Here is a 12,474-nt window from a genome sequence, read left to right on the forward strand (position 1 = left end):
TCGGGGGTATGCAGAACGTGCATACCCCCGACGTAGTCATCCCTCCGCTGCTCGAGCGATGCTGAGCAGACGGTCCACTTCCTCAAGTTCGTCCTGTCCGATTGACCGCGCGACGGCGATGAGATCACCGACCGCCCAGCGGGTTTGACCGCATAGCAGGTTGTTGACTCGCGAGACCTCCAAACCGAACTCGGCCGCGGCCTCCTTGAACGTCCAACCACGGTCGGTGATGAGCGTGCGTACCTCGAGCGCGAGGGCGTCATCGCTTCGGCGGGAGCGGGCTGGCTTGTTCAAGATCCGAACCGCTGCCGCCGCCTCCTGCACGGCCTTGGCGATCTGCTCCTGCACGTGCGCGGGCCGGTCGACCCACTCTGTCTCGATGTTGAGCTGCCAGACACGATCGCCGACTGGCCGGTCGACCGTGGCGCGCACCCATCGGTTCGAGAAGTCGTAGCGTTCGATGTTCGCGTCATCAGGGTCGATGCGCTCCGGGGGCCGCTCGAGCAAGTCGGTGACGCGCGTTATCTGTGTGTACATCAGCCCTCCACCTCCGCGAGTTGCTCGGTGACTGAGTGGTGCCGACGGAGCGCGGGGGTGTGATCGCGTACGAACTTGTCGTAGCGTTCGCTGGCGAGGAGCCAGACCTTCGCGATGCTCTGGAACGTGTTTGTCGTTTCCCCGGGTTCGATCCAGACTTCGTCGATGCCCGTGGTTGTATGGATACCCGGGCGGCCATCCTCGAGGGTGAGAGTGAACTCCTGCTCCGCATCGTCCACGCGGATCGTTATGTGCTGCTCGTGCAACTCGGCGGGCATGAGCTCGTCCTCGTGGTCGGCGTCGCACCAGTCATAGACGGGGCAGTTGATGTGCGGCATCATTCACCCCCGGCCCATGTTGCGGTCGCGGGCGATGAGGTCGACGCGGCCGGCTCGGTAGCAGGCTCTCTCCACGGAGGTCGGCTTGAGCTTGAGCGCTGCCGCAGTGTCAGTGATCCGCTGGCCCATGTCGAGCATGAACTCGAGCTCTTCAATGACGTTCGACGACGGCTTGCGGCGCTTCGGCTTGGGGAGTGACGCGACGTAGCGGCGAGCTGTCTCCTCGTCGCCGAATGTGATCGTGGAGAGATAGCCCAGAGCCTTGAAGCGAGGTTCGGTGTGTACGACCACCCACTTGGTGCCGTTGCGCTGTTTCGCGGGCTTGATGCTGACCATCAGGCCACCTCACCGTTCACGACTCGTTGCATCTCTCGAAGAGCCGCAACGACACGGTCAACATCGTCAACTCGCATCTCGAATCGCGTGTCTTCGTCAGGGCCACCCGTCCACGATGCTGTCCATTGGATAAGCGCGCTGGCGTCGCTCGTCGTCCCGTCCATGAGGTTGTGGATAACGTCGATCGTGCCGCTGACTCCGTCCACTTCGAAGTCGCGCTCGTCGACGATTTGACGGCCCTCGTCTCCGACGTAGCGTGCCTCAGCCCAGGCCGGCATGGGGATCTCCGGGCAGATGTCGGCACCGACGACTTGGATATCGTTGTTCAAGGTCATCAGGACTCCTCAGTTCTTGACCTCGCCCTCGTTCGAGCTGCAACTCGAGCGGGGGCATCTTCATGACGGCGGTTGCCGCCAAGCTCTATGTGCCCGTTTTCCAGTCGATGACGATCTGGTCAGGGTCGAATCTCTTACCGGGGCCGCTCGGGAGGATGGTGACGGTCATCAGCAGCTCCACCGCTTCCCGCTTCGCTCCGAGAGGGATCTGCTTCCAACGTTCCGCTGCCTGTGGGCCAGCAAGCTCGGTCAGCACGGTTCGAGGCTTTGATGCTTCAAGCCGCCCCTCAGCGTCGCGGCGTTGGTCGCGCAGGCGGGCGGTGATGCGCTTCAGCTGATTCGCGTCGATCTCATCCGCGGCGAACTGATCTGCGACGACGTCGAGCTTGGCATCGATGCCAGCGATTTCCTGCCGGCACGCGTCCGCCACCTTCGAATCGCCAGCGCTGAATAGCTCGGCAGCATCGGGGCTGCCCAATCGGGCGACGATGACGCCCTCGACGACCTGGTCGACGAGTTCTTGCTGTCTACGAACGCGGAAGCAGCTGGAGCACTGGTAGGCAGCCGGCTGTCGCTTCGTGGCACCCGTCGTGGGGTTCTCCACGTAGCGGCCCACCGTGCGCCGCATCTTGCCTCCGCAGCGCCCGCAGACGGCGAGTCCTGAGAGCAGGTACTTGGGCGTGGGGCCGTCGTGGTTGTCGCGACGCGAGGGGTCGGTGAGAAGCGCTACAAGCTGTGCGTAGGTGTCCTCGTCGATGATGGGTTCAGTGGTCGCTTTCCCGATGACCTTTCCGCGATGAACACGCAGGCCGGCGTTAGAGGGGCGCATGAGGATCTGGCGAAGGATCGTCGTGTTCCACTGAGCCGACTTCGGGCCGGGCTCCCCCCGCTTGTTCAGATCCGTCACAACGGAGCGCAACGCCTCTCGCGCCAAGACGCGGCGGGCACACTCACGAACGATGTTCGCCTGGAAGTCGTTGGGCACGTCGCGGCCGTCGACGCGCACATAGCCGTACGGCGGGTAACCGTGAGGCTCGCCCTTCTCCGCCTTCTCCTGGAACTTCCGCTTGAGTCGGCGCGACGTGTTCTCGACCTCGAGGCGGGCGAACACACCCATCTGGCGAGCCATAGCTCGCCCCTCGGGTGTTTCGAGGTCAATGGTGCCGCTGACGTTGGCGAGTGTCAGGCCGTGGCGATCGGCGAGGTCGATGATGTCCTCGAGTTCACGCGGAGTGCGGGTGAGTCGATCGACCGCCCACACGACCACTGCCTGCAGGTGGCCGGAGCGGATGTCGCGGACCATGCGCTCATAAGCGGGCCGGGACTTCGACCTGGTCGCGCTGACGTCATTGTCGGAATAGACGTGCACGACCTCCCACCCGCGGCTTGCGGCGACGCGTTCGCAGTCCTCTCGTTGGCGGGTCACGCCGAGCTCGGTGCCCTCTGTGTCCTTCGAGATCCGGACGTAGATTCCTGCGTGCATGTGGCGAGGTTATAACCAACCTCTGACACCGCTCGTCTTCCTCATCCTGCCGCTCAGCGTGCTCATCGCTGTGTTCCCCGGCATCGTCCTGCTGCGGCTGGGGTTGTCATGACCCCTGTCCGGCCCCTCGTGCTCATGAAGGAGGGCACCATGTTCGACCGATCACCCATACGTCGCCTGAGGACCGCGTGGGGGAACCTTCTCGCCGACGAACGTGGCGATGTCCCCGGCTGGGTCCTGATCACCTTGATGACCGCGGGCCTCGTGGTCGTGATCTGGGCGCTCGCGGGCCCCGCGCTCGCGGATCTGTTCACTCAGGCGATCGACCGCGTCAGCGGGTTCTGAACGATGGCCGACCGGCATTCGCTGCTCGACGACGAAGGGGCAGCCCCCGTCGAGTTCGTGCTGGTCGGTGCCGTCCTGACCTTCCTGACGCTCGCCGTGCTGCAGTTGGGCTTCGCCGTCTACATCCGCAACGTCGTGCACGATGCCGCGGTCGAGGGGGCCTATCACGCCGCACTCGCCGATACGAGCCTCGTGAATGGCGTCGCGCGCACCGAGGACGTCGTCGCCCGGGTTGTGGGGGATGCGTATCCCGTTGACGTGCAGGTGGCGGAAACCGAGCGTTTCGGCTATCCCGCGACGGAGATCACGGTGCGGGCCACGTTACCGGTGGCGGGCTTGTGGGGCGTGCCGGAGGCGTTGGAGGTGACCGCTCATGCGCCGAACGAGAGCTTCGACTGAGCCTGTGCCGGTGGTCGCCGACGACGAGGGCAACGCGTCGCTCGAGTTCATCGTGGCGGGCCTCATCCTCCTCGCACCGCTCGTCTACCTGATCGTCGCGCTCGGAGCGATCCAGTCGCAGGCGCTCGGTGTGGAGGCGGCGGCTCGTCATGTCGCCCGCGCTGTCTCGACCGCGGCGAACGCGGAGGATGCGGCCGCCCGCGCCGAGCTGGTTCTGGCGACTGTCGCGGAGGAGTACGGCATCGATCCGGATGCGGTCGTGTTGCGCTGGGAGTGCGCGCCCGGCGGCGTCGAGTGCCCTTCCGCGGGCGCGACGCTGCTTCTGAACGTCAGCACGGACGTGCCCCTTCCTCTGGTGCCGCCGGTGCTCGGCCTCGACCAGCTCGTATCCGTTCCGGTAGAGGCGAGCGCCGTACAGAAGGTTTCGCGCCTCTGGGGGACGACGCCATGAAGCGCGCCATGCACGACGACGAGGGCAGCATCCTGCCGCTCGTGATCGGCTACGCCGTGCTCGCGCTCGCCGCGATCTTCGTCTGCGTGTCGGCGACGAGCCTGTACCTCGCGCAGAAGCGCCTGGACGGCGTCGCGGATGCAGCGGCCCTCGCCGGAGCGGACGGCTTCACCCTGTCGGTGGTCGACGGTGCTCCGCGTGCCGAGCTGAGTGCGGACGGCGTGCGAGAGCAGGCGGAGGCCCTGGTGGCGTTCTCCGGTGACGCGATGCTGGTGTCGGCGACGACGCCCGACGGCGTCTCGGCGCAGGTAACGGTGGCGGGAGTGTGGCACCCGCCCCTCGTGTCGATGTTCGTCCCCGAGGGCGTCGCACTTGAGGCGACCGCGACCAGCAGGACGGCGCTGCGGTGAATGCTCCGAGCTGGCGCCGCTACAGCCAAGGTGCGAGACCGATGGAGGCTCCGAAAGCCGTCGCGACTTCCTTGCCGATGGTCTTGAGTGTCAGCGAACGTGATTCCGGACCTCGCGGCATGGGCTTGACCATGAGTGCGGCGATCGACACATCGACTGCGAGTCGAAACACCGCGATCGCTGTCACTGACACGGCGCCCCAGAACCAATAGTCCGCCGACTCGGGGCCGAGGAGCAGACGAATGACGGCGATGAGAAGAGAGACCGTCCCGAGCGCGACGGCTGACCACGACAGGAATGTCACAGTCCGAAGGTGTCCCCACTTCAGCGAGAGACGCCGATTCGGCTTCAGGCTTGCGATCGCTGTTATGAGCGGCACGCACGCGAACAGCCATGCCATCACGATCCCCATGGAGCCGATGCTAGTTGTCCGATCCGACACCCGAAGCACTCTGCTTCCGGCGAGGACACCGCCGGTATCTCAGACCGCGTCAGGCGAGGTGAGCGCGGCGATCGTGCCGGGCTCGAGCCACGCCGGGCTGTGCTCGTCCGGGATCGACGGCGCCACAAAGCTGACGCGATCCGGAGCCCAGCCCGGGGTTACGATGCTGCCGATCAGCGCATAGCCTTGCGGATCGATGAGCCGGAGCGCCTTCGTCGTGCCGGCGGGGCACGCCACCATCGGCTGCTCACTTGCATCCACATCCGTGCCGAGCACGTGCCGCTCGATGACTCCCGCGTCCGTGGCGAGTAGGTACTCGACCGGTCCGCCCTCGATGAGCACGTGGATGTCGTCGGATGCGAGCCGGTGCCAATAGTTGACGGGGCGCTCCGCGTCGAGCAGGTAGTAGATCGAGTTGTGCGCGGCCAGCGTGTCCTCGCCCACGGTGACCGGCAGTTCGGAGCGGGATCGCGGCGCCCACCACCCGGACTCCACAGGGAGCGGCTCGAGCTGCAGCGCACGGCGCCAGTACGCGGCGCGGGAGGAGGCCTCGGACGTCATCCCTCGAGGATGGCAGATGCCCGAGCAGCACGAATCGGGACGCGCGCGACCCGACGTCTCGACATTCCATGTGGCGGATCGAGCCCGGCCCCTGCTTGACTGACGCCGTGCGGCGCGTCCGCGCCGTCCTGATCTGTGGGCAGATTGAGATGAAGAAGACGATGACGGCTGCTGCGGTTTTGGTGCTCGCAGGGGGAATCGCGTTGGCGGGTGCGGCAGGAGCAAGCGCCGCCATAGGGGGCCTGCCCTACGACGGAACGGACCCCGCGGCAACCGGATGTTCGACGGGAGCGGTAACCATCGCGTCTTACCCGATCAAACGCGACGACAACGGCACCACGGTCGGGACCATGAACGTCCGCTACTCGGCGACGTGCGGAACGAACTGGTTGCAGGTCAACAGCCTGGATGCCAGCTCCTGGTCAAACAAATACCTCTTCCGTCATGGCGACTCGCAGACGTACTGGTCAGACGCGGACTTCACCTCCGATTACGGAGCCGGCTGGAGTTATGGAATGCAGCTGAACGCACCCGGCTGCATCACCGTGTGGGCCACTCTTTCGACCCAGCCGGACAACGTGGGACGCTACGCCGGATCGGGCACGCACTACATCTGTTGACGGTCGGAACGGGCCGTCCCAGGCCGACCCATTCCTCACCACGTCATCGTCAGGAACTCGCCGTCGTCGGGTCCTCTGCCTAAGCGGCACGGATCGCCGCCGTCAGCGACACGACGATGGTCGCGATGAACACGACGATCACGATGACGGCGAACACGACGGCTGCCACGCCGCTGAGCAGGAGCGCGCCGGCGCTCGCCGCGGCGCTCGCGGCGAAGCCTGCCCATGCCCACCGCGCCGCCGCGCGGTGCGCAGCGGTCCAGGCGGCGGGCGAGCGCAGCGTGGACCGCGTGCGGATGCCGGCGAGTCTGTTCTTGCCCAGCACGCCACTCGCGGCGAGCTGGGTGAGCACGGCCGAGACGAGGAGCAGAGCGGGGAACACGATCACGCCGGTCATGCCCTCAGCCTAGCCAATTGTTCTACTAACATTACAAACATGTTGTTCCGCGTCGATCATGCCTCCTCGCTGTCGCTCTCCGACCAGATCGCCTTGCAGGTGCGGGCAGGCATCGTGTCGGGTGCGCTGGCGCAGGGGGAGCGCCTTCCGGCCGCGCGCGACCTGGCGACCGCGCTGCGCGTGAACATGCACACGGTCCTCCGTGCCTACGCGCGGCTGCGCGACGAAGGCATCATCGAGATGCGTCAGGGCCGCGGGGCGTGGGTGCGTCCGGAGGCCAACCCGACGCTCGTGCGGATCACCGAGCTCGCCGGGCAACTGGCCGCCGAGGCGCGCAAGATCGGACTGAGCCCGCAGGAGATCCTGCGGCTCGTGGAGTCATCGTGAGGGCGCGGCGCCGCTGGGCGCTGGCACTGACTGCGCTGGCGCTGCCCGCGCTGGCGATCGCCGGCACGGCACTCCTGTGGCGCGAGGTGCTTCCCGAGCGCATCGCCACGCACTGGTCCGACTTTGGAGCGGCCGACGGCGACGCCCCGACCATTGTCGTGTTCGTCATCGTCCTCGGAGTCGCGGCTGCGGCGGCGATCACGGGAACGGTGCTCGTCACCGCTGCTCGGCTGACCGCACGCACCACGCAGGCGAGCATGTTCTGGCTCGGGATGCCCGCCGCGCTCGCCGCGGCATGCTGGCTCGTGCCCGCGTGGCTGACACTGCGCGCGGGATCGGCCGAGGACGCCGTGCTCGGCGTCTGGATCATCCCGCTGCTGCTCTGCATCCTGTATGGGTTCGTTCCCTACGCGTTGGCGCCGCGGCCAGGAGCGACCGAGGAGCCGGCCTCGCAGACGATGCCTCTCGCGCCGAGCGAGGTCGGCGCATGGAGCCGCACCCTCACGGCGAACATCTTCGTCTACGCCACGATCGTCGTCGCGGCGATCGCCGTCGTCGTGATCCTCCCGCTCGCGATCTCGGGATCGCTCGCCTCGGCCTGGCTCGCACCGGTCATCCTGCTCGTCGCCACGGTGGTGCTCGCCTCCTTCATCCGCATCCGCGTGAGCGCGGACTGGCGCGGCCTGCGCGTCGTGTCGCTTCTGCTGCGCATTCCGCTCAAGCGCGTCCCGCTGGACCGCATCCGTCGCGCCGAAGCCGCACAGCTGAACCCCGGCGAGTGGGGAGGATGGGGCTACCGCATCATGCCGGGGCGCTCTGCGCTCGTGCTGCGCAGCGGTCCAGGGCTCGTCATCACGAGCGTGGACGGCACGCAGTTCGCGATCAGCCTCGCGGATGCCGACGACCCCGCCCGTCTGCTCAACACGCTGCGCGGGCAGGAGGTCGGCGCGGACTCAGCGTGATCCGGGTCAGGCGCTGGGTCTTGCCCGCGCCGCAGCGACACCCCGCGGCAGGAAGGCGGCGCCCGCGACCGCCACGAACCCCGAGAGGCCCAGCACGCCGAGCGCCATGACCGGGCCGGAGACGGCGAGCAGCATCGCGGTGACGGCGCTGCCGAGCACGGCGCCCACCTGGCGGGTCGCGTTGTACGTGCCGGATGCGGCCCCGGCGAACTCCACGGGCACCGAGGTCATCGCGGCGGTCGCGAGCGGCGACCAGACGAACGAGTTCGCGAAGCCGAAGAGTCCGAGTGCGAGCACGAGCACGCTGATCGGAGCGCCGGTGTCAGCCGCGACGGCACACGCGCAGACGGACACGACCATCGCCGCCGACCCCGTGACGGCCACGGGTCGCGCACCCCACCGGCGCACACAGAGGCCGGCGAGCGGCGCCGTCACCGCCGACACCACGCCGAGGGGGAGCACGACGAGGGTCGCCGTGCCCACATCCAATCCGCGCTCGTTCTGCAGGTGGAGCATGACGGGGATGAGCGCTGCGCCCACGATGAAGCTCGCGCTCGTCGCGGACGACACCGCCGCGACGAACCCACGGCTGCGCACGAGCAGCCCCGGAACCAGCGCACGCCGCGGGTCGCGCGGCTGGAACACGAACGCGAGAACAGTCAGCAAGACGCCCGCCGCTGCGACGACGATCGTCAGCCATCCCGCCGTGTGCGGGGCCTCATGCACCGCGAACACCAGGGCGAACACGCCCACGGCGCTCGCCGCCGCCGTCACCACCGGCACGGTGCCGCCGGCCGCGGGCAGGCGCGGTGCCCACCACACCACCATCGCCAGCGCGACGGCACCGAGCGGAACGTTGACGAGGAAGATCGCGGGCCAGCCCGCCCAGGCGATCAGCACACCGCCCAGCAGCGGACCGCTCGCGGCCGCGACACCGCCGACCGCGCTCCAGACGCCGAGCGCGGTCGGCAGGGATGCGGCGGGGAACACCCGACGGATCATGGCGAGGGATTGCGGCGTCATCAGGGCCGCACCGGCGCCCTGCGCGATCCGCGCCGCGACCAGCACCTCCAGGGTCGGTGCCAGTCCGCACGCCAGCGACGCCGCCACGAACACGCCTAACCCCACGATGTACACGCGTCGGGGGCCGAAACGATCTCCCCACCGCCCGCTGCACAGCAGCGGCACCGCGTAGGCGAACAGGTAGCCGCTGTTGACCCAGACCGTCGCCGCATCCGTCACCTCGAAGTCGGCCGCGATCGAGGGCACGGCCACCGCGACGATCGTCGAGTCGAGGAGCATCAGGAAGAACCCGAGACACATCGCCACGAGCGTCAGCCACGGCGAACGCGTGCGCGCAGGGCGAGGTGGAGCCGCGGATACGGCGACGGGAGCGGTCACGAGGCGAGGTTCTCCCGCAGCGTCGTACCGGGGTAGCGCGGCGCGAGCGCATCCTGAGCGCGCAACTCGGGCAGGAGCAGCTCCGCGATGTCGGCGTATCCCGAGGGAGCGGCCAGCGGTGAGCTGAACATGTAGCCGCCCCGCTCGCCGGTTGCGGCGAAGTTCTCCTGCAGAGCGTCCGCGATCTCGGCGGCAGATCCGCACAGCGTGTGGTCCATCCCCGTCGCGTGGTGCCAGCCGGCCGCGAAGAAGTCCGCCCGGCTCATCCGGTGGTCCTCGCCGTGCTCGTCCATCAGAGCGCCCACGAGTCCGCCCGGTGTGGCCTGGGCGGCACGGATCTTCTCGGCGAGATCGCCCAGACGGAAGTGTGCGGGCAGCGTCGAGAAGTCGTAGCCCGCGTTGTGGGAGAGGTGTGTGCCCACCGCCTCTTCGTCCCAGAACGACAGCACCTCACGACGCCGCTCCTCCGCTTCGGCCCGCGTGCGGCCGACGATCACCTGCGTCGCCCAGAGGATGCCGACGGATGCGGGGTCGCGACCCGCATTCACCAACGCCGCATCCAGCGCCGCGCGGTGCCGCTGTTGGCCTGCGAGCGAGCCGCCGTAGCCGAACACCACGTCGGCGAAACCGGCCGAAGTGGCGATGCCGCGCGGCGAGTTGCCCGCCTGCACCAGCACCGGATGCACCTGCGGACTCGGCACCGCGCTCAGCGGGCCCTTGACCTGGAAGAACGCGCCGCGGTGGTCGATCGCGCGCACCTTGTCGGGGTCGGCGAACCGGCCCGTCGTGCGATCGCGCACGATCGCGTCCGGTGCGACCGAGTCCCACAGGCCCTTGCAGACCGCGATGAACTCGTCCATGCGCTCGTACCGCTTCGCGTGCTCCATGAGTTCGTCGAAGCCGTAGTTGGCCGCATCCGCACTGCGCGTGGAGGCGACCACGTTGAATGCGATGCGTCCGCCGGTCACGTGATCCAGCGAGTTCAGCAACCGAGCCACATAGAAGGGATGCATGAAGGTCGACGAGTACGTCAGACCGAAGCCGATGTGGTCCGTCACCGTCGACATCGCCGCGACGATCGGGCTCATGTCGTGCCGGGGCCACTGCACGCCCCACTCGACGGCGGGAGCGATCGATCCGCGCCAGGTGTCGGGGATGCCGCTGCCGTCGCCGAAGAACAGCAGGTCGACCCCGGCGCGCTCCGCCGTCACGGCGATCTCCTGGAACATGCGCACATCGGGGAAGTCGTAGCCCACCCACGACCCGGGCCGCGCCCAGCGGCCCTCGGTGTGCGTGAACGACAGATCGAAGGCCGTGTGGATGCCACTCATGCCGTGACCTCCTCACGCGACGCGGTCCACAGCCCCGCGATCTCGGCGATCGGCATGAGCAGCCCCACGTTCAGGGCGAGGGACTCGAGCGCCGCGTCATGCAGGCGGGCGTCGTACGCCGCCGTGGCATCGGCCGCGACGACGACCGGCCAGTCGCGCTGGACGGCGTCGAACGCCGTCGCCGCCACGCAGCATTCGGTCGTGAGCCCCGCGATCGTGACCCAGGTGATCCCCGCGTCGCGCAGGACGGCCTCCAGCTCCGTGGCCACGAAGCCGCTGTAGCCTCGCTTGACGATCCGCGCCTCCCCGGGGGCGGGGGATACCCGGTACCACTCGGCGCCGGGAGTTCCGGTGATGCACGGCGCATCGGGGATCTGCGCCTCCGGCTCGCCGGTGTGCAGCCACGAGCTCGCGTGCCATACGGCATCGGGGGCGCTCTCGAGCTCGACCCACACCACCGGCACACCGGTCGCGCGGGCGTGGTCGACGAGGGTCGCGGCGCGTTCCACAGCCTCGGCGACGTCGGCGAGCGCGGTCTCGTCCAGACCGAACGCCGCGAGGTGCTCGGGGTCGCCGAACGAGCGCTGCACATCCACGATGAGCAGGGCCGGGCGGGCCTCGGCAGCGGTGAGCACCGCGAGCTGCCGCTCGCGCAAGCCGCTCATACGGTCGCCGCCGTGCCCGCGTGCGCGCGCAGCGCCGGCAGCACCGCCTCGCCGAAGGCGGCCATGTCGGTGAGGTAGTCGGGGAAGATGAGCATGAGCCCGTCCAGCTCCGCCGTCTCGACGACACGGAGGATGCGCTCCACCAGCGTCTGGGCCGACCCGGTCACGTAGGGCGTCTGGAACGCCTCCGTGCCCTGAGCCCCCTCGGCCCACGACAGTGCGCGGTTCGGATCCCATCCCCACGAGCGCCGCATGTTCGCCAGCGCCTCCCGATCCAGGCCTTCGCCGTAGTGCCGCGCCCGAGCCTCGGCCGCCGCATCCGTCTCGTCCTGCACGATCGTCAGCATCGAGTACGTCCGTGCCTCACGTCCGTGCTCCGCTGCGCGGGTATGCACGTCGCGGGAGAACTCTCGCATCTCGTCGAGGCTCTCCGAGCCCAGGAAGGCCCCGTCGGCGTACTTCGCCTGGAAGGCACGCCCGCTCTCGGATCGCCCCGCGCTGATGATGGCGGGCCTGGTCGACGGATGCGGCCGCGACTGGCAATCGGTCAGGGTGAAGAAATCGCCCGCGTGCGTGACGGACTCCTCGCTCCACAGCCGCAGCACGAGCTGGGTCCACTCCTCGGTCATCCGGTAGCGGTCGGCGTGCGACATGTCGGCGTCCCAGATGCCCATCTGCTCGAACTCGTCGGCGTACGAGCCGTTGACGATGTTCATCCCCGCGCGGCCGTGGCTGATCTGCTGCAGCGTCGTGAACACCTTGGCGGCGAATGCGGGGTTCTGCATGTTCGCGTGGATGGTGGCCCAGATCTTCACGCGGCTCGTGGCCTCGGCGATGCCGGCCATCATCGTGATCGACTCGATCGTCTCGCCCCAGTGGTCGGTGGCGCCGCCGAATCCGCGCCACTTGGCCATCGCCATGACGAAATCGAGGCCGATCTGCTCGCCGAGCACGGCGACCTGCTTGTTGTAGTCGTAATCGGCGGGCGGATAGGGGGCGGTGCCGGAGATCAGCCAGCCGCCGGCGGCGTTGGGGAGGAAGACGCCGTACTCGGTCGTGCTCATGGGATGTTCC

At 68.3% G+C, this 12,474-nt stretch carries 19 protein-coding genes; 7 read left to right on the top strand and 12 right to left on the bottom strand.

Going from position 1 to position 12,474, the window contains the following annotated elements:
* Window positions 1-36 precede the first annotated feature (36 nt).
* From LXM64_RS06830 to LXM64_RS06850, 5 genes are all read right to left on the bottom strand, one after another.
* Window positions 37-537: a hypothetical protein gene (locus LXM64_RS06830; RefSeq protein WP_234075172.1), complete on the bottom strand. Its 501-nt coding sequence runs from the start codon at window positions 535-537 to the stop codon at window positions 37-39.
* On the bottom strand, window positions 537-878 hold the full coding sequence (locus tag LXM64_RS06835) for a hypothetical protein (protein WP_234075173.1): 342 nt from the start codon (window positions 876-878) through the stop codon (window positions 537-539). The genes LXM64_RS06830 and LXM64_RS06835 overlap by 1 nt, the downstream gene beginning before the upstream one ends.
* Window positions 879-1,211, bottom strand: coding sequence for a hypothetical protein (locus LXM64_RS06840; protein ID WP_234075174.1), 333 nt, complete (start codon window positions 1,209-1,211; stop codon window positions 879-881).
* Entirely contained in the window at window positions 1,211-1,546 is a 336-nt protein-coding gene (locus LXM64_RS06845; protein WP_234075175.1) for a hypothetical protein, read from the bottom strand. Before LXM64_RS06845 ends, LXM64_RS06840 begins: the two co-directional genes overlap by 1 nt.
* 85 nt (window positions 1,547-1,631) lie before the next feature.
* On the bottom strand, window positions 1,632-3,029 hold the full coding sequence (locus tag LXM64_RS06850) for a recombinase family protein (protein ID WP_234075176.1): 1,398 nt from the start codon (window positions 3,027-3,029) through the stop codon (window positions 1,632-1,634).
* A 150-nt stretch (window positions 3,030-3,179) separates the two neighbouring features.
* Here LXM64_RS06850 and LXM64_RS06855 point away from each other — a divergent pair, with 150 nt between their 5' ends.
* From LXM64_RS06855 to LXM64_RS06870, 4 genes are read left to right on the top strand one after another with little or no spacing between them, the layout of a single operon-like run.
* Window positions 3,180-3,374: a hypothetical protein gene (locus tag LXM64_RS06855; RefSeq protein ID WP_137417346.1), complete on the top strand. Its 195-nt coding sequence runs from the start codon at window positions 3,180-3,182 to the stop codon at window positions 3,372-3,374.
* A 3-nt stretch (window positions 3,375-3,377) separates the two neighbouring features.
* Entirely contained in the window at window positions 3,378-3,773 is a 396-nt protein-coding gene (locus LXM64_RS06860) for a TadE family protein (RefSeq protein ID WP_234075177.1), read from the top strand.
* A 4-nt stretch (window positions 3,774-3,777) separates the two neighbouring features.
* Window positions 3,778-4,224, top strand: a complete 447-nt coding sequence (locus tag LXM64_RS06865) for a TadE family protein (RefSeq protein WP_326490545.1) — start codon at window positions 3,778-3,780, stop codon at window positions 4,222-4,224.
* Window positions 4,221-4,634 carry a pilus assembly protein TadG-related protein gene (locus tag LXM64_RS06870; RefSeq protein WP_234075179.1) on the top strand — a complete coding sequence of 138 codons (414 nt, stop codon included), beginning with the start codon at window positions 4,221-4,223 and terminating at the stop codon, window positions 4,632-4,634. Before LXM64_RS06865 ends, LXM64_RS06870 begins: the two co-directional genes overlap by 4 nt.
* Window positions 4,635-4,653: 19 nt before the next feature.
* On the opposite strand, the gene LXM64_RS06875 is transcribed toward LXM64_RS06870, so the two are convergent.
* Both LXM64_RS06875 and LXM64_RS06880 read right to left on the bottom strand, forming a co-directional pair.
* The gene (locus tag LXM64_RS06875; protein ID WP_234075180.1) at window positions 4,654-5,046 is read right to left on the bottom strand and encodes a hypothetical protein; all 393 of its coding nucleotides are present in this window, start codon (window positions 5,044-5,046) and stop codon (window positions 4,654-4,656) included.
* Between the two features lie 69 nt (window positions 5,047-5,115).
* Window positions 5,116-5,637: a cupin domain-containing protein gene (locus LXM64_RS06880; RefSeq protein ID WP_234075181.1), complete on the bottom strand. Its 522-nt coding sequence runs from the start codon at window positions 5,635-5,637 to the stop codon at window positions 5,116-5,118.
* Between the two features lie 107 nt (window positions 5,638-5,744).
* Between LXM64_RS06880 and LXM64_RS06885 the strand changes: the two genes are divergently transcribed.
* Window positions 5,745-6,257, top strand: coding sequence for a DUF2690 domain-containing protein (locus LXM64_RS06885; RefSeq protein WP_234075182.1), 513 nt, complete (start codon window positions 5,745-5,747; stop codon window positions 6,255-6,257).
* A 79-nt stretch (window positions 6,258-6,336) separates the two neighbouring features.
* Here the strand turns inward: LXM64_RS06885 and LXM64_RS06890 are convergent, their stop codons facing one another.
* Complete coding sequence (locus LXM64_RS06890) at window positions 6,337-6,654, bottom strand: SdpI family protein (protein WP_234075183.1); 318 nt, start codon at window positions 6,652-6,654, stop codon at window positions 6,337-6,339.
* 39 nt (window positions 6,655-6,693) lie between these two features.
* Here LXM64_RS06890 and LXM64_RS06895 point away from each other — a divergent pair, with 39 nt between their 5' ends.
* Together LXM64_RS06895 and LXM64_RS06900 are read left to right on the top strand one after the other, a co-directional pair.
* Window positions 6,694-7,041 carry a GntR family transcriptional regulator gene (locus LXM64_RS06895; protein ID WP_234075184.1) on the top strand — a complete coding sequence of 116 codons (348 nt, stop codon included), beginning with the start codon at window positions 6,694-6,696 and terminating at the stop codon, window positions 7,039-7,041.
* Complete coding sequence (locus tag LXM64_RS06900) at window positions 7,038-8,003, top strand: hypothetical protein (RefSeq protein ID WP_234075185.1); 966 nt, start codon at window positions 7,038-7,040, stop codon at window positions 8,001-8,003. Before LXM64_RS06895 ends, LXM64_RS06900 begins: the two co-directional genes overlap by 4 nt.
* 6 nt (window positions 8,004-8,009) lie before the next feature.
* Here LXM64_RS06900 and LXM64_RS06905 read toward each other — a convergent pair whose 3' ends face one another.
* From LXM64_RS06905 to LXM64_RS06920, 4 genes are read right to left on the bottom strand one after another with little or no spacing between them, the layout of a single operon-like run.
* The gene (locus tag LXM64_RS06905; RefSeq protein ID WP_234075186.1) at window positions 8,010-9,404 is read right to left on the bottom strand and encodes an MFS transporter; all 1,395 of its coding nucleotides are present in this window, start codon (window positions 9,402-9,404) and stop codon (window positions 8,010-8,012) included.
* Window positions 9,401-10,735: an NtaA/DmoA family FMN-dependent monooxygenase gene (locus tag LXM64_RS06910; protein WP_234075187.1), complete on the bottom strand. Its 1,335-nt coding sequence runs from the start codon at window positions 10,733-10,735 to the stop codon at window positions 9,401-9,403. The genes LXM64_RS06905 and LXM64_RS06910 overlap by 4 nt, the downstream gene beginning before the upstream one ends.
* The gene (locus LXM64_RS06915) at window positions 10,732-11,400 is read right to left on the bottom strand and encodes a cysteine hydrolase family protein (RefSeq protein ID WP_234075188.1); all 669 of its coding nucleotides are present in this window, start codon (window positions 11,398-11,400) and stop codon (window positions 10,732-10,734) included. The genes LXM64_RS06910 and LXM64_RS06915 overlap by 4 nt, the downstream gene beginning before the upstream one ends.
* The gene (locus tag LXM64_RS06920; protein ID WP_234075189.1) at window positions 11,397-12,464 is read right to left on the bottom strand and encodes an LLM class flavin-dependent oxidoreductase; all 1,068 of its coding nucleotides are present in this window, start codon (window positions 12,462-12,464) and stop codon (window positions 11,397-11,399) included. The genes LXM64_RS06915 and LXM64_RS06920 overlap by 4 nt, the downstream gene beginning before the upstream one ends.
* Window positions 12,465-12,474 lie beyond the last annotated feature (10 nt).

The sequence above is a fragment of the Microbacterium binotii genome, assembly GCF_021398715.1.
Classification (GTDB): domain Bacteria; phylum Actinomycetota; class Actinomycetes; order Actinomycetales; family Microbacteriaceae; genus Microbacterium; species Microbacterium binotii_A.

Coding starts and splice junctions, on each gene's coding strand:
- LXM64_RS06860 (WP_234075177.1), top strand. CDS start 3,378: ATGGCCGACCGGCATTCGCTGCTCGACGACGAAGGGGCAGCCCCCGTC.
- LXM64_RS06920 (WP_234075189.1), bottom strand. CDS start 12,464: ATGAGCACGACCGAGTACGGCGTCTTCCTCCCCAACGCCGCCGGCGGC.
- LXM64_RS06875 (WP_234075180.1), bottom strand. CDS start 5,046: ATGGGGATCGTGATGGCATGGCTGTTCGCGTGCGTGCCGCTCATAACA.
- LXM64_RS06835 (WP_234075173.1), bottom strand. CDS start 878: ATGATGCCGCACATCAACTGCCCCGTCTATGACTGGTGCGACGCCGAC.
- LXM64_RS06895 (WP_234075184.1), top strand. CDS start 6,694: ATGTTGTTCCGCGTCGATCATGCCTCCTCGCTGTCGCTCTCCGACCAG.
- LXM64_RS06845 (WP_234075175.1), bottom strand. CDS start 1,546: ATGACCTTGAACAACGATATCCAAGTCGTCGGTGCCGACATCTGCCCG.
- LXM64_RS06880 (WP_234075181.1), bottom strand. CDS start 5,637: ATGACGTCCGAGGCCTCCTCCCGCGCCGCGTACTGGCGCCGTGCGCTG.
- LXM64_RS06840 (WP_234075174.1), bottom strand. CDS start 1,211: ATGGTCAGCATCAAGCCCGCGAAACAGCGCAACGGCACCAAGTGGGTG.
- LXM64_RS06910 (WP_234075187.1), bottom strand. CDS start 10,735: ATGAGTGGCATCCACACGGCCTTCGATCTGTCGTTCACGCACACCGAG.
- LXM64_RS06855 (WP_137417346.1), top strand. CDS start 3,180: ATGTTCGACCGATCACCCATACGTCGCCTGAGGACCGCGTGGGGGAAC.
- LXM64_RS06870 (WP_234075179.1), top strand. CDS start 4,221: ATGAAGCGCGCCATGCACGACGACGAGGGCAGCATCCTGCCGCTCGTG.
- LXM64_RS06830 (WP_234075172.1), bottom strand. CDS start 537: ATGTACACACAGATAACGCGCGTCACCGACTTGCTCGAGCGGCCCCCG.
- LXM64_RS06890 (WP_234075183.1), bottom strand. CDS start 6,654: ATGACCGGCGTGATCGTGTTCCCCGCTCTGCTCCTCGTCTCGGCCGTG.
- LXM64_RS06915 (WP_234075188.1), bottom strand. CDS start 11,400: ATGAGCGGCTTGCGCGAGCGGCAGCTCGCGGTGCTCACCGCTGCCGAG.
- LXM64_RS06850 (WP_234075176.1), bottom strand. CDS start 3,029: ATGCACGCAGGAATCTACGTCCGGATCTCGAAGGACACAGAGGGCACC.